The sequence below is a fragment of the Halomonas sp. SpR8 genome, assembly GCF_031010195.1.
In the GTDB taxonomy this organism is placed as follows: Bacteria; Pseudomonadota; Gammaproteobacteria; order Pseudomonadales; family Halomonadaceae; genus Vreelandella.
The window spans coordinates 754,719-773,174 of the sequence record NZ_JAUAMC010000001.1 but is presented as its reverse complement, the minus strand read 5'-3'; the positions used below and the strand labels follow the sequence as shown (position 1 = coordinate 773,174).

The 18,456-nt window shown below is 54.1% G+C and carries 16 protein-coding genes; 10 read left to right on the top strand and 6 right to left on the bottom strand.

Annotated features, from left to right (window positions below; all coding sequences use genetic code 11):
- Positions 1-83 precede the first annotated feature (83 nt).
- The 3 genes from QT230_RS03500 to QT230_RS03490 all read right to left on the bottom strand — a co-directional run bounded on the left by QT230_RS03500 (position 84) and on the right by QT230_RS03490 (position 2,646).
- A complete protein-coding gene (locus QT230_RS03500; protein WP_308320094.1) occupies positions 84-935 on the bottom strand; it encodes a DUF294 nucleotidyltransferase-like domain-containing protein in 852 nt (283 codons plus the stop codon).
- A 75-nt stretch (positions 936-1,010) separates the two neighbouring features.
- Positions 1,011-1,337 (bottom strand): HlyU family transcriptional regulator, encoded by a 327-nt coding sequence (locus QT230_RS03495; RefSeq protein ID WP_308320093.1) that lies wholly within the window; start codon positions 1,335-1,337, stop codon positions 1,011-1,013.
- An 88-nt stretch (positions 1,338-1,425) separates the two neighbouring features.
- Positions 1,426-2,646, bottom strand: coding sequence for an argininosuccinate synthase (locus QT230_RS03490; protein WP_308320092.1), 1,221 nt, complete (start codon positions 2,644-2,646; stop codon positions 1,426-1,428).
- A 204-nt stretch (positions 2,647-2,850) separates the two neighbouring features.
- Between QT230_RS03490 and rnt the strand changes: the two genes are divergently transcribed.
- Positions 2,851-3,519 carry a ribonuclease T gene (rnt, locus tag QT230_RS03485; protein ID WP_308320091.1) on the top strand — a complete coding sequence of 223 codons (669 nt, stop codon included), beginning with the start codon at positions 2,851-2,853 and terminating at the stop codon, positions 3,517-3,519.
- 170 nt (positions 3,520-3,689) lie between these two features.
- On the top strand, positions 3,690-4,949 hold the full coding sequence (locus QT230_RS03480) for a 6-phosphofructokinase (protein ID WP_308320090.1): 1,260 nt from the start codon (positions 3,690-3,692) through the stop codon (positions 4,947-4,949).
- Between the two features lie 78 nt (positions 4,950-5,027).
- On the opposite strand, the gene QT230_RS03475 is transcribed toward QT230_RS03480, so the two are convergent.
- The gene (locus QT230_RS03475; protein WP_308320089.1) at positions 5,028-6,743 is read right to left on the bottom strand and encodes a protein kinase; all 1,716 of its coding nucleotides are present in this window, start codon (positions 6,741-6,743) and stop codon (positions 5,028-5,030) included.
- Positions 6,744-7,013: 270 nt separating this feature from the next.
- Between QT230_RS03475 and ppa the strand changes: the two genes are divergently transcribed.
- From ppa to purH, 8 genes are all read left to right on the top strand, one after another.
- On the top strand, positions 7,014-7,544 hold the full coding sequence (ppa, locus tag QT230_RS03470) for an inorganic diphosphatase (protein ID WP_035558619.1): 531 nt from the start codon (positions 7,014-7,016) through the stop codon (positions 7,542-7,544).
- 191 nt (positions 7,545-7,735) lie between these two features.
- Complete coding sequence (gene dsbD, locus QT230_RS03465; protein WP_308320088.1) at positions 7,736-9,595, top strand: protein-disulfide reductase DsbD; 1,860 nt, start codon at positions 7,736-7,738, stop codon at positions 9,593-9,595.
- 345 nt (positions 9,596-9,940) lie between these two features.
- On the top strand, positions 9,941-10,414 hold the full coding sequence (gene accB / locus QT230_RS03460) for an acetyl-CoA carboxylase biotin carboxyl carrier protein (protein WP_308320087.1): 474 nt from the start codon (positions 9,941-9,943) through the stop codon (positions 10,412-10,414).
- A gap of 31 nt (positions 10,415-10,445) precedes the next feature.
- Positions 10,446-11,786 (top strand): acetyl-CoA carboxylase biotin carboxylase subunit, encoded by a 1,341-nt coding sequence (gene accC, locus QT230_RS03455; protein ID WP_308320086.1) that lies wholly within the window; start codon positions 10,446-10,448, stop codon positions 11,784-11,786.
- A 141-nt stretch (positions 11,787-11,927) separates the two neighbouring features.
- On the top strand, positions 11,928-12,842 hold the full coding sequence (gene prmA / locus QT230_RS03450) for a 50S ribosomal protein L11 methyltransferase (protein WP_308320085.1): 915 nt from the start codon (positions 11,928-11,930) through the stop codon (positions 12,840-12,842).
- Positions 12,843-12,969: 127 nt separating this feature from the next.
- Positions 12,970-14,010 (top strand): tRNA dihydrouridine synthase DusB, encoded by a 1,041-nt coding sequence (gene dusB / locus QT230_RS03445; protein ID WP_308320084.1) that lies wholly within the window; start codon positions 12,970-12,972, stop codon positions 14,008-14,010.
- The gene (gene fis / locus QT230_RS03440) at positions 14,007-14,345 is read left to right on the top strand and encodes a DNA-binding transcriptional regulator Fis (protein WP_308320082.1); all 339 of its coding nucleotides are present in this window, start codon (positions 14,007-14,009) and stop codon (positions 14,343-14,345) included. Before dusB ends, fis begins: the two co-directional genes overlap by 4 nt.
- A 50-nt stretch (positions 14,346-14,395) precedes the next feature.
- Entirely contained in the window at positions 14,396-16,012 is a 1,617-nt protein-coding gene (gene purH / locus QT230_RS03435) for a bifunctional phosphoribosylaminoimidazolecarboxamide formyltransferase/IMP cyclohydrolase (protein ID WP_308320081.1), read from the top strand.
- 113 nt (positions 16,013-16,125) lie between these two features.
- On the opposite strand, the gene QT230_RS03430 is transcribed toward purH, so the two are convergent.
- Both QT230_RS03430 and folE read right to left on the bottom strand, forming a co-directional pair.
- Positions 16,126-17,583 (bottom strand): NAD-dependent succinate-semialdehyde dehydrogenase, encoded by a 1,458-nt coding sequence (locus tag QT230_RS03430; protein ID WP_308320079.1) that lies wholly within the window; start codon positions 17,581-17,583, stop codon positions 16,126-16,128.
- A gap of 119 nt (positions 17,584-17,702) precedes the next feature.
- The gene (gene folE / locus QT230_RS03425; protein ID WP_308320078.1) at positions 17,703-18,254 is read right to left on the bottom strand and encodes a GTP cyclohydrolase I FolE; all 552 of its coding nucleotides are present in this window, start codon (positions 18,252-18,254) and stop codon (positions 17,703-17,705) included.
- Between the last annotated feature and the right edge of the window lie 202 nt (positions 18,255-18,456).

Below are 18,456 nucleotides of genomic sequence, written 5' to 3'. Positions count from 1 at the left end.
CTTGGGTCAGTTGTCGGTATCCCATGCTCTGCTTCACTTTGGTAGGTAAGGCAGAGAGGGTACCGGCGCTGGCCCTCCTACCTCTACCGAATGATCCAAAGTGCTGCGGTTATTCTATGAATCCAGGGTTTAAGGTTAATGGCATGTTCGTGGGGCGTATCCAAGCCTGGGCTTGAGGTGATGCGCCCAAAACGATCCAGCGCTACCGGCAGTTCTTCAAGTAACGCTGCCATCTCGTCCATAAAAAGCGCTGCCTTGGGCAGCGTGGCCGCAATGCTTTCGCCCAGCTGTTTGGCCAACGCTGGGTTACCCGCTACCGGGTAATAATCGAGCAAAATATTGGTTTGTTGTACGCGTTTGACCTGGCGATCAGCGCTCCAAATTTTCAACTGCGCGTGCCATTCACTTATCCGTTTGCGCCACATCGGCCAGCGGGCCATAACATGTCCACGGCAGAGCGGAATACCGGCCTCATCTAAGCGCTGGGTAAATCGCTCGCCGAGCGCCTGAAAATAGCCGTCGATTTCGACGTGGCGATGGTCCGGGTAGTCGTCAATAACTAGCGCGTTATCTTGATCAGGGCCGAGCAGACTTTCAAAGCGTGCCGCCGAACCTAACAGCAGTACGCAATAATCGACCGGGGGTTTCCCCCACCCTTGCGCCTGCATTTCGTCGAGTGACAGGGCGATAGCCTGACGATAGAGATGGGCATTGTGGTCGCTAATCAATTGGCCAATACGCCAGGCAGGCAGATCGTAATGCACCAGCGACTCAACCAGCGATAATTGCCACCGATAGGCATCGATGAGTGAGGTTTGAGGCGAGGAGACTTTGGTAAAGAGGTGGTTTAGAGGCGCTGTAAGGGCCGACTCGTTTAACGTTCCGTTATCGTACAGCAGGGAGCGCCAGGGTGAGGCTTGGTGTACCACACGCATAGGCCTCTCCTTAAATCTTGTGGCTCGTTCTTAAACCTCGGGACTACTGCTTAAATCTTGTAACCATGCCGCTATTTAGACGTCGCCAGCACGGCGTGGATCGGGCTCGAACATCGCTTCGCCGACTTCATCAATATAGCGCTGCGCTTTCGTTACCATCATGGCATCACAGGCGTCACGGCCGGGAAGCATATCGGAGCGCTCAAAACGGTGTTGAAGCATTTCGCCGGCAGCATCAGGCTTACTGATCCAACCGCTTACGCGAAATTGGCCACTCTGATCGTCCGGCTGAGAAACAATCGAATAGCCTTTATATTCGACTGGATCAGCGGCTTTGGTCTTAGCACCGGGCGCCGCTTGAGTATCGCTACCAAAAAGGCCGGAAAATATTTTTTTTAGCATGATGGCTCCTTTTTAAACACAGTGGCTCCTTGGTTTGTAGGGCGGCAGTGCTGACTGCCGCCCTAGCAAGGTTTGCAGCGCTGTTTTATTAACTCTGTTTACGGCCTTTACCGGCAGCAATACGTAACCGCAGCGCGTTCAGCTTGATAAAGCCTTCGGCATCTTTCTGGTCGTAAGCGCCCGCATCATCTTCAAACGTCGCAATTGATTCATCAAACAGCGACTCGTCGGACTTACGCCCTACCACGATAGCGTTGCCTTTATAGAGTTTCATACGCACGACGCCCGATACATTCTTTTGGGTCTCGTCAATCGCCGCCTGCAGCATGCGGCGCTCTGGGCTCCACCAGTAACCGTTGTAGATCACTTCTGCGTATTTCGGCATCAGTTGATCTTTCAGGTGGGCCTCTTCGCGGTCTAGCGTTAGCGACTCAATAGCGCGGTGGGCGCGCAACATAATCGTGCCCCCTGGCGTTTCGTAGCAGCCACGAGACTTCATGCCCACGTAACGGTTTTCAACAATATCCAACCGGCCGATACCGTTGTCGCCACCCAGCTTGTTGAGTTTTTCGAGCACTTCATGCGCTTTCAACGGCTCGCCGTCGATCGCGACGATATCGCCCTTTTCGTACGTCAGTTCAACGTAGGTAGGCGTATCGGGAGCGGCTTCAGGAGAAACGCTCCAGCGCCACATATCGTCTTCGGCTTCGGCCCAAGGGTCTTCCAAAATGCCCCCCTCGTAAGAGATATGCAGTAGGTTGGCATCCATGGAGTACGGCGATTTTTTCTTTTTATTAGAAAAATCGACCGGAATGTTGTGCTCTTCACAGTAAGCCATGAGCTTTTCACGCGAGGTCAAATCCCACTCACGCCAAGGGGCGATGACTTTAACGCCGGGCTTCAGTGCATAGCCGCCCAGCTCAAAGCGTACCTGGTCGTTACCTTTACCCGTAGCACCATGGGAAATAGCGTCAGCACCGGTTTCATTGGCAATTTCGATCAAACGCTTGGCAATTAACGGGCGGGCGATGGAGGTGCCCAGCAGGTATTCGCCTTCATAGATAGTGTTGGCGCGGAACATCGGGTAGACGTAGTCACGCACGAACTCTTCACGCAGGTCTTCGATGTAAATCTCTTTTACGCCAAGCGCTTGAGCTTTAGTTCGCGCCGGTTCGACTTCTTCGCCCTGACCGATGTCGGCAGTAAAAGTCACTACCTCGCAGTTGTAGGTTTCTTGCAACCACTTAACGATGACGGATGTGTCCAGGCCGCCTGAATAAGCCAGCACAACCTTTTTGACATCGGACATTCTTTGCTCCTTTAAAAGATAAACCTTAGCGATTAAGTTTTGAGTCAGACGTTGAGTATAGCGTTCTCAATGCCCAGCGAATACCGTCAACGACGCCTGGGGGGTAAAGCTGCTAGAATCACCCCATTCAAAGCGGCGGCCTGCCGCTTATCTCGACTGATGACTCGCTTCAACTTTTACTCGCTTGAAAATAAGGAGAGCTGCATGAGCGAGGCAATTGCCCGCGAATTAATGGCCCAACGTTTTCGCAGCTACCTGCCGGTGGTCGTTGATTTAGAAACCGGGGGGTTTAACGCTCAAGGTGATGCCGTGCTTGAGATAGCCGCCGTCACGCTGACCATGGATCCAGAAGGCAATTTGCTGCCTGATGCCACCTATGCTTATCACATTGAGCCCTTTGACGGAGCGAACGTTGAGCAGTCCGCACTTGATTTTACCGGCATCAATCTCGACGACCCGTTGCGGCGTCAGGTAGCGCTGAGTGAATCCGAAGCTCTCGGGGAAATTTTTCGGCCGATTCGTAAATCGATCAAAGCCCACGACTGCACCCGGGCTATTTTAGTCGGCCACAATGCAGCCTTTGACCAAGGCTTCCTCAACGCGGCGGTGAATCGCTGCGGCATTAAGCGCAACCCGTTTCACCCTTTTTCAAGCTTTGATACCGCCACGCTGGCAGGCTTGATTTATGGTCAAACGGTGCTCGCCCGTGCCTGCCGCGCTGCAGGTATCGAGTTTGATAACAAGGCTGCTCACTCCGCGCGTTATGACACCGAGCGTACCGCCGAGCTGTTTTGCGCCATGGTCAATCGCTATAAAGACCTGGGCGGCTGGCAGTTAGCTCAGCGTGAGCAGGAAATGGATGGGCCGGATTAGCGTCTTACGCTGATGCAGCTACTAATGCAGAGAACAAGGCTTTACGCTAAGCTCTGCACTTCGCAACAAATCAAGCTTTACCGTCACCGCTAGGCGTACCGTTTTCTTCTCCTGGCGTTGGCAGATCACTACGATTCACCCTTTCCGTATTCAAGAGATGAGACGTTTCCATGGCCCAGCATAATGCCTTTTACGCCCAATCCGGTGGCGTCACCGCCGTGATCAACGCTAGCGCCTGCGGCGTTATCGAAGCCTGCCGCCAAGCCCCCGAACAAATTGGCAAGGTTTACGCCGGACATAACGGCATTATTGGCGCGTTAACGGAAGATCTTATCGACGTTACCCAAGAGAGCGACGAGGCAATTGCCGCCCTTCGCCACACACCGGGTGGGGCTTTTGGCTCCTGCCGTTACAAACTTAAAGATATAGATACCCACCGCGCCCAGTACGAGCGCTTGATTGAAGTCTTCAAAGCCCACGACATTCGTTACTTCTTCTACAACGGTGGTGGCGATAGCGCTGATACTTGCTTAAAGGTCTCTCAGCTTTCTGAGAAGCTGGGCTATCCGCTTACCGCCATCCACGTGCCCAAAACCGTTGATAACGATCTGCCGATTACTGATAACAGCCCAGGGTTTGGCAGCGTTGCCAAGTACATTGCCACTTCGACTTTGGAAGCCTCATTGGATATCGCTTCCATGTGCGCCACCTCTACCAAGGTGTTTGTGCTCGAAGTTATGGGCCGTCATGCGGGCTGGATTGCCGCTGCTGGCGGTTTAGCGGGTGAAGCGGAAGGCGAGCCCCCGCACATGATCATTTTCCCCGAAGTGCCGTTTAATCGTAAGGCTGCGATGGCGCGGGTTGAGGAGTCCGTTAAAAACTATGGCTACTGCGTTATTGTAGTCTCAGAGGGCGCACGTTACGAAGATGGCACTTTTCTGGCCGATGCCGGCAACACCGATGCGTTTGGTCACCGCCAGTTAGGCGGTGTGGCACCGACACTGGCGGGCATGATCAAGCAGGATTTGGGCTACAAGTACCACTGGGCAGTCGCTGACTATCTCCAGCGTGCTGCGCGCCATCTGGCCTCTAAGACGGATGTTGAGCAGGCTTATGCGGTCGGGCGCGAAGCGGTAACCTTGGCGCTAGCAGGTAAAAACGCCATGATGCCTGCGATTCGGCGTATCTCTCAGGTGCCCTATCAGTGGGACGTGATTTCTGCGCCGCTGTCACAGGTAGCCAACCAAGAGAAATTTATGCCCCGTGACTTTATCAGTGAGAACGGCCTTGGCATTACCCAAGCGTGCCGCGACTACCTCTCCCCGTTAATTCAGGGCGAAGATTTTCCACCATTTGAGAATGGCCTGCCTAAAGTGGCGAAGCTGAAGCTCGCCAAGGCAGAGCGCAAGCTGCCTATTTTCACGCTATAAACAATTGCCGTAGCAGACATACAAAACGGGGCGATGAAATGATTCATCGCCCCGTTTTATTGCCTTTTCCTACCTTAACTACCTTAACAGCCAGGAAAGAACCAGCAGCAGTAGCAGTATCCCCGCCACACCCTGCCAAAAACGCCGCGGTTCCTGACGGCTCTCCTCCCGGTTTGGCTGTCGCCCCAACGGCACCCTTAGCGCATGCAAAAATTCTGACAGTCGTCTAAAGCGCAGCGCCCGCTGAGGATCCAGCGCGCGGCGCAGAGCGTCATCCAAGTCCGGTGAAATTTCCGGGTTGGTCGTGCGCGCACTTCGGTATGTCAGCTCTTCAAGGTCGGTATGACTGCGCAGCCGGTTAGGCGTCAGTGTATACGGCAATGCCCCGGTCAACAGCCAGTAAGTAGTGGAAGCTAACGAGTACTGATCGCTGCGCCGACCAATGCTGTCCCCCAAAGCATACTCGGGAGCAGTGTGCTCATTAAAGCCAATCTGACGAAGCAGCTCACTTGAGTGGCGGTGGCCTTCGCCATCGCGCATATGGCAAGCGCTAAAATCGGTAAGCACCAGCTTGCCGTGCGGGTCGATTAAAATATTATCGGGATTGATCTGCTGATGAATAATTTCCCGATGATGCAGCGCCTGTACCGCCTTGCCAAGCTGGTTAGCGATATCTAAACGCTGAGTCAGGCTAGCCTGAGGATGGCGCTCTGCCCACTCTCGCAGCGTCTCGCCTTCAATCCGCTGCATCAGATAATAGAGGTAGCGCCGAGGCCGCGAAGGCTCCATTACTTTAACCACAAAAGGCGAGTTAACGCGCTCCACCACCCACTGCTGGAGCAAAAAGTGCTCAAGATAGGCATTGCGCAACGAAAGCTCCGGGCTGGGGGCTTTCATGACCATTTCCCGCTCACTGTGTACATCACGTACGCGGTAAACCCGAGACTGGGCCGTTCGTGACAGCACGTCAAGCACCTCCAGGCCGTCTAAACGGGCACCGGGAGCCAGCTCAGGAGGGATCGGCAGATCGCCATAGAGTTGCCCTGGATGCTCAGTAACCTCGTCGGGTAATTCATCGATACGGACCAGCTGGAAACAGAACTGATCGCCACCGTAGCCGCGATCCTGGGCACGCTGTTTGGCTTCATCGGCTAGCCGCTCACAGGCGGCATCCAGATCACTGGCGTCCTGACGAATTAAGCGCACGTAATCGGAAGGCAGCAGTGTGCCGCGCACGCCCTGGGTGGTAAACAGGAACAGATCGCCCTGCTTCACCGCAATGTGGGTATAGTCGATGTCGACACTACCATCCATACCCAATGCACGGGAGGGGTAGCGATAGCCGCCCAAATCGGTCACATGATCGCGACTTAGCTGCTCAAACTCCGCGCCGCGTAAACGAAACACCAGCGTGTCACCCATATGAAACAGATGGGCTTCGCGACCCCGAAATACCATGGCCGACATAGAGGAAACAAAACTGCCCTCTTTAACGTGCTGGCTCTGGCTATAGCACCAGCTATTCAACGCGCGCAAAACCCGAGTTGCCGAGGTTTTAACATCCCAATGATCGGGGGTTGAGAAGTAGTCAGCCAGAAACCCGCGCACACTCAGATCGCCAGCCTGCTTGGCCATCGTATTGCGTGAAATAGAGTCACTGATAACTGCGCAGCCGCCTTTAGCACGCAGCAGCGGCGCCTCAGGGAAACGCACCGACATTGAGCTGCGATGCAGACGCCGATCGGGCGCGACAAACGCTTGACCATAACTAATGAGCAACTGGGCGTGCGACAAGTCATCCTCCTAGGCTGCCGACTTGATCAAAGGACATCACTGTCAACTAACACTGTCAAAATCTCTATCAATCAACCCTGCCTATGATACACACAGCCAAGCAGAAGCGATGCCCACCAAACGTCGCTATTACATTAGCGCTTTGCTGACCCACTTTTACCTGCCACCTATATCGCATTGGTAATCGCGCGGTCATGTTCGTATAATTCTTCGCCATAAACGCCTCTGATACGATTGTCTAGCCACAACAGTACTACCAAGGAAGCAACGATGAACTTTGACAATATCCCTGCCGGGAAAGATCTACCCAACGACGTTTACGTGGTGATCGAAATTCCAGCCAATCACGATCCGATCAAATACGAAATTGATAAGGATATGGGCGCACTCCTCGTTGACCGCTTTATGGCCACGCCGATGTTCTATCCCGCCAACTACGGCTTTATCCCGCATACCCTGGCCGACGATGGCGACGCGCTTGACGCGCTGGTTGTTACGCCGCACCCGGTTCAACCTGGTAGTATCATTCGCGCGCGCCCGGTTGGCATTTTGAATATGACCGACGAAGCCGGCGAAGATGCTAAATTGATCTGCGTACCCCACGCCAAGCTAAGCTCGCTCTATGATGACATTCAGGAAGTGACTGACCTGCCTGAGCTGTTGCGTCAGCAGATCGCTCACTTCTTCGAGAACTACAAAGATCTCGAAAAAGGCAAATGGGTGAAAGTTGAATCTTGGGAAGGTGCCGACGCGGCGCGCAAAGCGATTGAAAAATCGGTTACTGCTTACCAGAAAGCGTAATCGTTTAAAGCTCTTCCTGTGGACTTGAGAGGTCGCCTTCGGGCGACCTTTTTGTATTGCCAGGATTTATAATGCCAGAATTAACGTGCTATTAATGGGCGCGTCACGTCACCGCAGCGTATGTCTCAGGGTTTTAAGTATGCGGTATGCTATTCGCCTTACTTTGCGCTGCCATTGATTAAGGACGCACCGTGTTCTCTTTTAAACGCCTAAGCCTATTTCCTTTACTGGTTTTGTTTCTCGTTTGGTTACCATTCGGCGCCCACGCCCAGTGGTTCTCCTCTTCCAGTAATCAAGACGAATTTTTACCTGTCACCGAGGCTTTCCAGCCGACGGCTTGGCACGATGGCGATACGCTCTATATAGGGATGGATATCGCCGACGGCTACTATCTTTATCGGCATCAGTTTGCTGTTTCCAGCCAAACGGAAAGCGTGACACTCGGCGAGCCAGAAATCCCCCAGGGCACCTTCACCAATGATGAGTTCATGGGCGATGTCTATGTATTCAGGGATCAGTTGGTGTTTGAAGCGCCCCTAGACGCGGCTTACTCAGGTCCTCTTAGCATTACATTAACGTTTCAAGGCTGCGCCGACGCTGGCCTCTGTTACCCGCCGGAGCAAACCAGCCTAGAGGCCAGTGAAACTCAGCCACCCAGCCAATTCGCTAACTGGCAAGCCGATAACGCTGCAGGTAATGCGGCACCTGGTACCTCCATCCAAAGAGATTTTTCTGCTCCCCAAAGCGAAGACAGCCGCTTTAGCGCATTGATTAGCGATGCTAGCTTGCCGCTCGCACTGGGGCTGTTTTTTATAGCTGGCCTAGGGCTCACCTTTACGCCCTGCGTGCTGCCGATGATCCCGATTCTCTCTTCAATTATAGTGGGCCAAAATCCTACGCGCCCGCGCGCCCTTGCACTCTCGTTCAGCTATGTCATAGGTATGGCGCTCACTTACGCACTGGTCGGTGTGTTAATGGGGCTATTTGGCGCCGGGCTTAATCTTCAGGCCCGTTTGCAGTCGGCCCCTGTGTTAATCACCTTTGCCGGGCTTTTCACACTGTTTGCCCTAGCGATGTTTGGGGCATTTAATTTGAACCTGTCACCTCGTTTAACCAACCGAATTGACGCCTGGCAGGCGCGTGCACAGCACAGTGGCCCGGCGGGCTTAGCCGTGGCAGGCGCCCTTTCAGTGCTTGTGGTGTCGCCCTGTGTAACAGCACCTTTGGCCGGAGCGCTGGTCTTTATATCGTCAACCGGCGATGCGGCCATGGGCGGCGCGGTGCTATTTGCGCTGGGCCTTGGCATGGGCGTACCGCTGCTTTTGGTCGGCACCTTTGGCGCCACGCTGCTGCCCCGGTCAGGCGCTTGGATGAACGGAGTGAAAATCGCCTTTGGACTGCTGCTGCTGGGCGTCGCCATTTGGATGATTGAGCGTTTAGTGGCCGCCCCCATTGCGCTACTGCTATGGGCAGCGCTAGCGATTGGCACAGCACTGGCGTTGGGGGCACTGAATTTCAATCAGCCACAGGGCTGGCCGCGGGCACGCCAAACGCTGGGGCTTATGCTGCTAGCGTGGGGAGTCGTGCTGGTAATCGGCGCAGCCCAAGGCGGCAGCAACCCGCTGCGTCCATTGGCTACCGCTTACAGTGTTTCCGAAGGGTCACAGGCGCAAGCTCTCGATTTTATTGAGGTAGATAATTTAGCTGCGCTTGAAGAGGCCATTGATAACGCTGGCGGCGCGAACCAATCGGTGTTCGTCCACTTTACCGCCGACTGGTGTATTTCATGCAAACTACTGGAGCGTGATGTCTACCCCGACCCACGGGTCTCCGCGGCGCTAAGCGATTACACCTTAATTGCTGCCGATGTCACCGATACCAATCCACAAAGCCGCGAGCTGCTTGACCGGTTTAGCCTCTTTGGCCCGCCCAGCCTGCTGTTTTTTAGCCAAGGCCATGAGATTCGTGATGCGCGTATTCAAGGCGAGGTGACTGCCGAGCAGTTGCAAGAACACCTTGAGTCCGTGAGCCAGTGGCTTGCGAATAGCTAATTCTCACTCTTTTCTAATAGCGCATTAAAGCGCTAAATAAGCCTTCTGGCGCAAACATCGTCAAACGGTTGTTTAATTTCACACTATCCGTGTGATCTAGTTGGGAGCTTAGACAGTTGCTGGACATCCTCGCACTTTTTCGGCAAACTTCGCTCCCATATAAGCTAAAAATTTGCTTTTTTAGCGGTGAGAACAGGGTAACGTTCACTAACATGCAGCGTTCTCCTCGCTTTTAAATTTGGTTTACTGCGCTTAACGAAACGCCTACAGCGCTTTGCCGATTCGGCGAATTTGCTCTGTGTTTAAATTTTCATAACCTTTTTATGCCATTGATGGGGCTGTGCCATGGATATCCGTAAAGTTAAGAAACTGATTGAACTGCTCGAAGAATCCAACATTAGCGAGATTGAAATTCAGGAAGGCGAAGAGTCAGTACGTATCAGCCGCCATCCGAATGGTGCCTCGTGGCAGCCACAGCCTATGCCCCAATATGCGCAGCAGCCTGGCTACGCACCAGCTCCCGCGACAGGCGCTCCTGCGGCACCGCCTGCTGCTGAAGCTGAGCCTCAGGGCGTTAGCTACCGTGGCGAAGCAGTCAACTCGCCCATGGTCGGTACCTTCTACCGCAGCCCGGCACCGGGCGCAAAATCGTTTGTAGAAGTTGGCGATACCGTCAAACAGGGCGACACCGTATGCATCATTGAAGCCATGAAAATGATGAACCAGATTGAAGCCGATCGCGACGGTGTGGTGGAAGCCATTCTGGTGGAAGATGGCGAACCGGTAGAATTCGATCAACCCATGATCGTTATCGCTTAATCTTTCATTTTCAACACGGGTGGACTCTCCCATGCTGGACAAGGTACTTATCGCGAATCGCGGCGAGATTGCCCTTCGCATCTTACGGGCCTGTAAAGAGCTGGGCATTAAAACCGTAGCGGTACACTCCAAGGCTGATCGTGAACTCATGCATGTTCGCCTGGCAGATGAAGCCGTGTGTATCGGACCGGCATCGTCAGCGCAGTCTTATTTGAATATCCCGGCCCTGATCAGCGCGGCCGAAGTCACTGACTCAACCGCTATTCATCCCGGCTACGGCTTTTTATCTGAAAACGCCAACTTTGCCGAGCAGGTTGAGCGCTCTGGATTTACCTTTATTGGCCCTCGCGCTGAGACCATTCGCCTGATGGGCGATAAAGTCAGTGCAATTCAATCCATGAAGGAAGCGGGCGTTCCTACTGTGCCAGGCTCTGATGGCCCGTTAGGTGATGACGATGAGACTAATTTAGCCACGGCACGCCGAATCGGCTACCCGGTTATTATTAAAGCCGCTTCTGGGGGCGGCGGTCGCGGTATGCGCGTGGTGCACACCGAGGGGCACCTGCTTTCGGCGATTACCGTTACCCGCACTGAGGCACACGCCGCCTTTGGCGACGGCACGGTTTACATGGAAAAATTCCTTGAAAAGCCTCGCCATGTTGAAGTTCAGGTGCTTGCTGACGGCCAAGGCAACGCGATTCATCTTTACGACCGCGATTGCTCGCTACAGCGTCGTCATCAAAAAGTGTTGGAAGAAGCCCCAGCACCAGGCCTTGATCCCGAAGCCCGCGCCCAGGTACTGGAAGCGTGCCGTCAGGCATGTATCAAGATCAACTACCGCGGCGCCGGTACGTTTGAATTCCTGTACGAAGACGGTGAGTACTTCTTCATTGAGATGAATACCCGCGTTCAGGTTGAGCACCCGGTTACCGAAATGGTGACCGGCGTGGATATTGTTAAAGAACAGTTGCGCATTGCCTCCGGTCTGCCACTGTCAATTCGCCAGGAAGATGTACAGCTCAATGGCCACGCCTTTGAGTGTCGGATCAACGCCGAAGACTCACGCACCTTTATGCCTTCACCCGGCAAGGTAACGCTATTTCATGCACCTGGTGGTTTAGGCGTCCGAATGGATTCCCACCTCTATACCGGCTACACCGTGCCACCGCACTATGACTCTCTGATCGGTAAATTGATCACCTGGGGAGCCGATCGCGAAATAGCCCTAACGCGAATGCGCAATGCCCTCGACGAACTGCTCGTGGAAGGCATTAAAACCAATATCGACCTGCAAAAAGATCTGGTGCGCGACAGCTACTTCCGTCAAGGCGGTGTCAACATTCACTACCTGGAAAAGAAACTCGGCAGTTAACGCCGCTCTAAGCCTTTCCAGCGAATTGCTTGATACCCAGCGGGGTGGCCATGTCCACCCCGTCTGTGTCTTTATTGGATGCGTCTTGACTGAGCGTGTCTTTCCTGCACCTGCCTTTAAATCGCCTTGCGGAGAACCTTCATGCCCTGGCTTCAACTCAAAGCTCATGTCGTCCCCGAGCAGGTAGAATTCCTCGAAGAACTGCTGCTTGAAGAGGGGGCGACGGCTATTGGGCTTCAAGACGCCCACGACGACCCTGTGTTTGAGCCCGAGCGTGGCACCACACCGCTTTGGGAAGACACCATACTAACCGGACTATATGACGACCTCGAAGGCGTCGAGAGCATGCTTGAGAGGATTGCAGCCGCCTGGGCCGAGCAGCAGCCTGACGAACCCTGCCCCACCATCGAGTATGAACTGCTAGCCGACCGTGACTGGGAACGCGAGTGGATGGATGACTTCACCCCGCTGCGTATGGGCCAGCGCCTTTGGATTGTGCCTAGCTGGCACGAACCCCCTGAGGCGGATGCCGTTAACCTAATCCTCGATCCTGGTCTTGCTTTTGGCACCGGCACACATCCTACGACGGCACTGTGTTTAGAGTGGCTAGATGAACTTGCGGTGGATGGACATTTAGCACAGCAGACAGTGCTGGATGTGGGTTGTGGTTCGGGCATTCTCGCCATTGCTGCGCTAAAACTGGGTGCCAGCCACGCTGATGCCACCGACATTGACCCTCAGGCACTTCAGGCCAGCCGTGACAACGCCGAGCGTAACGCTATTGCCGAGCCGGCTTTAACTCTCTACTACCCTGAGCAGTTAAGCGATGGTGGCGACTACCCTATCGTGACCGCCAATATCTTGGCGGGCCCGCTGGTTGAGCTAGCGCCAATGATTGCGGGGCATGTCGCGCCCGGCGGTCGACTTGCGCTTTCAGGCATCCTAGCCAATCAAGCCGATGAGGTTTATCAAGCCTATATAGCACAAGGCATCTGCATGGAAGAGCCGGTGGTGCGTGAAGGCTGGGTGCGACTAAACGGCCAGCGTCCAAGCTAAAGAGGCAATCAGCCTTCACCCTATCGTCGAGTAGGCGTATCATGTCGCCCCTTGTAAGCGTCTACTCGCCGCCAGTTCACTCATATAGTCTAGCAAACACAAATCTAGCAAACACAAAGCCCGCGCCATGACCTCAACCACTACATTACCCACTATTGGGCCGTATGAGCTACCGAACCGGGTAATGCTTGCGCCAATGGCTGGCGTCACCGACCGCCCTTTTCGTCAGCTATGCCGGCGGCTTGGAGCTGGCTGGGTGGTGGGTGAAATGGTCACTGCCGACCCGAGCCTGTGGCATACACGCAAATCGCAGCTGCGTATGGACCACCGCGGTGAACCCGACCCACGGGTGGTACAAATTGCCGGAGGCGATGCGGATATGCTCGCCCAAGCGGCTCGGCTGAATGCCGAACTGGGCGCACAAATTATTGACATCAATATGGGCTGCCCGGCTAAAAAGGTGTGCAACAAAGCCGCCGGTTCCGCTTTGCTCCGCGATGAGGCGCTGGTGGCGGAAATTCTCGACGCTGTTGTGGCCGCCGTCGACATTCCCGTAACGCTTAAAATTCGCACTGGCTGGTGCGCTGAATCCAATAACGGCCTGCGAATTGCCCAAATTGCCGAGTCAGCAGGCATTCAATCGCTAGCCGTACATGGCCGACATCGTCAGCAGCGCTATACTGGACAGGCAGAGTACGACACGATTGCTGAGATCAAATCTCACCTCTCGATACCAGTGATTGCTAACGGCGACATAACAAGTGCTGAAAAAGCCGCCGAGGTACTCGCTTATACCGGTGCTGATGCCGTAATGGTAGGCCGTGGCGCACAGGGCAACCCGTGGATCTTTCATCAGATCAACCATTATCTTCAACACGGTGTGCGGATGGCGTTACCCAGCCTTAGAGAACGCCATCAGGTGCTGCATGGGCACCTGAAAGCGCTCCACGAGTTTTACGGCACCACAATGGGCGTACGTATAGCGCGTAAACATATCGGCTGGTATCTCAACGAGGACCCACGCTTTACGCAGCCCCAACAGCGCGCGCTTAAGCAGCAGTTCAATGTGTTGGCATCACCTGAAACGCAATTAGATTGGATCAACGACGCGATGGCCGCCGAAGACGCCGCCACGCGTTTGCTAGCCAAAGGAAGCTATGCTGCATGACTGAACGCGATCTTCTCTCTAGCGATACCTATTCCGGCGTCACTTCCACTCAGTTGGTGGGCACGTTGGCTGACTCCGCTACTAGCACGCCACCTCAGCCGCTTCGTGAGGCCGTGGAAACCGCCATGCGCCGTTACTTCGAGCATCTCGATGGCAGTCAGGCTACCGATCTGTACGCCATGGTGATGGCCGAAGTAGAAGCGCCATTACTGGCCTGCGTACTAGAGCATACCGACGGTAATCAGACCCGGGCCGCTGACGTGCTCGGCCTTAACCGTGGCACCCTGCGCAAAAAACTCAAGCAATACAGTCTTATCGAAGGTGACGCCCAATAACTCTGGGGCGTTGTTATGATTAATTTTCCACTCTGCACACGAGCACTCTAATGGCTGATAACTCTCTTATGGATGACAATCCTCCCCTGACTGACAGCAACGCTACCCCCGTTCGCCGCGCCCTTTTGAGCGTTTCTGATAAAACCGGCATTGTGGAATTCGCCCGCGGCCTGACTGAGCTCGGTGTTGAACTGCTCTCCACTGGTGGCACATTTCGTCTGCTCCAGGAAAATGCCATTGCGGTTAAAGAGGTGTCTGAACATACCGGCTTCCCCGAAATTATGGATGGCCGCGTAAAAACCCTGCACCCCAAAATTCACGGTGGCATTTTGGCCCGTCGCGGCCAGGATGACGCGGTAATGGCTGAAAACGACATCGCACCAATCGACATGGTGGTGGTCAACCTTTACCCGTTTGCCGCGACGGTTGCCAAGCCAGACTGCACGCTAGAAGATGCCATCGAGAATATCGATATCGGTGGCCCGACCATGGTTCGTGCCTGCGCCAAAAATCACGCCTACACCACCATTGTGGTGAATAGCAGCGATTACGCCCGTGTCCTAGGCGAGCTGGCCGCGCAAGATGGCCAGGTCAGTAGCACGACACGCTTTGATTTAGCCGTAAAAGCTTTTGAGCACACCGCCGGCTACGACGGCGCCATTGCCGACTATTTGGGCCGTCAAGTTAACGCCACTGACAAGACATTCCCACGCACCTTTAACCTGCAGCTACAAAAAAAGCAGGACATGCGTTACGGCGAAAATCCCCATCAACAGGCTGCTTTCTACGTTGACCCTGCGGCTAACCAGCCTAGCGTTGCCACGGCCAAAGTCCTCCAGGGCAAACCGCTTTCGTACAACAATGTCGCCGATACCGATGCAGCGTTTGAATGCGTCAAAGCGTTTAACGAGACTGCCTGCGTGATCGTTAAACATGCCAACCCCTGCGGCGTGGCGATTGGCGCTACCGCTTTGGCAGCTTACGACAAAGCGTTTGCCACCGATCCAACCAGCGCCTTTGGGGGTATTATCGCCTTCAATACTGCACTGGACGCCGAAACTGCCCAGGCGATCATAGACCGCCAGTTTGTTGAGGTGATTATTGCCCCCGGCGTCAGCGCTGAAGCCGTTGCTATTGTGGCTAGCAAGCAGAATGTTCGCTTGCTGGATGTCAGCGCTCACTGGCCCGGCGAGCAGCAGTCAGCCCTCGACTTTAAGCGCGTTAATGGTGGCTTGCTGGTGCAAGAGCGCGATGATGGCATGGTGACCCGAGACGACCTGACAGTGGTTAGCCAGCGTGAACCCAGCGAGCAGGAGTTGCGCGATCTTGCCTTTGCCTGGCGAGTCGCCAAATTCGTTAAATCCAACGCCATTGTTTACGTCAAAGATGGCCAAACGGTGGGCGTCGGCGCAGGCCAAATGAGCCGCGTTTATTCGGCGAAGATCGCTGGCATTAAAGCCGCTGACGAAGGCCTTTCAGTACCGGGTTCGGTGATGGCATCCGATGCTTTCTTCCCCTTCCGCGACGGTATCGATGCCGCGGCAGCGGCCGGCATTACCGCTGTTATTCAGCCGGGTGGTTCGATGCGCGACCAGGAAGTCATTGATGCTGCCAACGAAGCGGGTATTGCCATGGTGTTTACCGGCATGCGCCACTTCCGCCATTAAGGTCAGCCGCTAGCTCGGCCTTTAATTATCGCCGTAAAAAAAGCCCCCATCAGCAACATGCTGATGGGGGCTTTTTTAGCCTATTTCATTGGCTAGGCAATAGCAGGTAGAGCTTAGCCAAGATCAATACAGAGATACTTGGTTTCCAGGTACTCTTCCAAACCTTGATGACCACCTTCGCGGCCTAGACCGGATGCTTTTACGCCACCAAACGGCGCAGCGGCATTGGAGATAGCCCCGGTGTTAATACCCACCATGCCATACTCCAGCGCCTCGGCCACACGCCATACGCGGGCGAGGTCACGAGAATAGAAGTAAGAAGCCAGGCCATACTGAGTGTCATTGGCCATTTCAATAGCGGTCTCTTCATCATCAAATGGGAAAACCGCCGCCAGAGGACCAAATGTCTCTTCATGGGCCACTTTCATTTGGTCGGTGGCGAAACTGATCAGCGTCGGAGTAAAGAAATTACCGCCCAGCGGATGTGGATGACCACCCAGCAACAGTTCAGCGCCATTATCAATGGCATCCTGAACATGCTCACTGACTTTTTTAACCGCATTTTCATCAATCAAGGGGCCAATATTGATGTTCGGCTTGGTGCCATCACCCACGTGTAGCTCGCTGTTCATGGCGACCGCTAATTTTTCACAAAAAGCATTAATGACGCTCGACTGCACCAAGAAGCGGTTGGTACATACGCAGGTTTGCCCAGCGTTGCGGAACTTGGCGGCCATTGCGCCTTCCACGGCGGCATCCAAATCGGCGTCTTCAAATACGATAAAGGGCGCATTCCCGCCCAGCTCTAGCGAAATTTTCTGAATATGCTCCGCCGCTTGTGCCATCAGCTTACGCCCCACTTCAGTAGAGCCGGTGAAGGTGATTTTGCGCACTTTCGGAGACTGCGTCATGGCCTGGGCAATGTCACTGGCGCTACCCGGCACGACGTTAAAAACACCGCGGGGAATGCCAGCACGTTCAGCTAATAAGGCCAGCGCGGTGGCAGAGAATGGGGTTTGACTAGCGGGCTTGACCACAATCGTGCAGCCCGCCGCCAGTGCCGCACCGGCTTTACGAGTGATCATCGCAGCGGGGAAGTTCCAGGGTGTAATCGCACCCACCACCCCTACCGGCTGTTTGGTAACCACAATGCGCTGGTTGGCTTTTGCCGCCGGAATCGTTTCGCCATAAACGCGTCGCGCCTCTTCGGCAAACCAGCGTAAAAAGCTCGCTGCATACACTATTTCGCCAGCGGCTTCTTTGAGGGGTTTACCCTGTTCAAATGTCATCAGCATGGCAAGGTCCTGCTGATGCTCGAGCATTAGGTCGTGCCACTTCATCAGCAGGTCAGCGCGCTCCTGGGCCGTGAGTGCTCGCCATGCCGGTAGCGCAGCATCGGCTGCATCAATTGCACGCTCGGTCTCAGCTTTACCTAAACGAGGAATGTCACCAATCGCTTCTCCAGTTGCCGGATTCGATACCGTAATTTGCTCGCCGCTATCTGCCGCGACCCAACTACCATCTATATAGGCGAACGGGCAGTATAGCTGTGTTTCCTTAAGCGCTTCCATGACAGACTCCTAGCCAAAATGATGGCCTTATTAGACTCATTAACGTCTTCATGCTAAGACGAACCCCCTGCTGAGACCAAATTTGCGGCGTGCTAAATTAGCCCATAAACAAGGCTAATTTAACTAATGAGCATCAAAAATTCTTGCCGTGTCGCTTGGTTGGTGCGAAAACCGCCCAGCATCACCGACGAAGTCATGCTGGAATTTTGTTTCTCTACACCTCGCATCATCATACATAAATGACGCGCTTCCACTACTACAGCAACGCCCTTAGCCTGTGTCACTTGCTGAACTGCCTCGGCAATCTCGCGCGTGAGGTTTTCCTGAATCTGCATCCGACGGGCAAACATATCGACAATACGCGCAAACTTAGACAGCCCTAATACTTTACCGTCGGGCAGATAGGCAATGTGACATTTACCAATGAATGGCAGCAGGTGATGCTCGCACATCGAATAGAGTTCAATGTCTTTCACCAGCACCATTTCATCGGTTTGCGACTCAAACACCGCACCATTGACAATCTCATCCAACGACTGAGTGTAGCCTGCATTCAAAAACTGCATAGCCTTTGCCGCCCGCTTAGGTGTATCTCTCAGCCCTTCACGGCTGGGGTCTTCACCCAGTGCGGAAATTATCTGGCGATAGTGCTCAGCGATATCATCGGGCATGTAAAACCTCGTCAAAAACTATTTTAGAAATCATTTTAAAAACCATTACAAACATTTGCACAATAAATATTAAGTAAAGAGCACATTTTAACGTATCTGCCCAACGAAGGCCCCACATGCCTGCGGCAGAGCGCCGCGTCGTCCACTTTGCAAGCTAGGGGCCTGTGATATGATAATTCGTAACTAATTTACTGCCTTTACT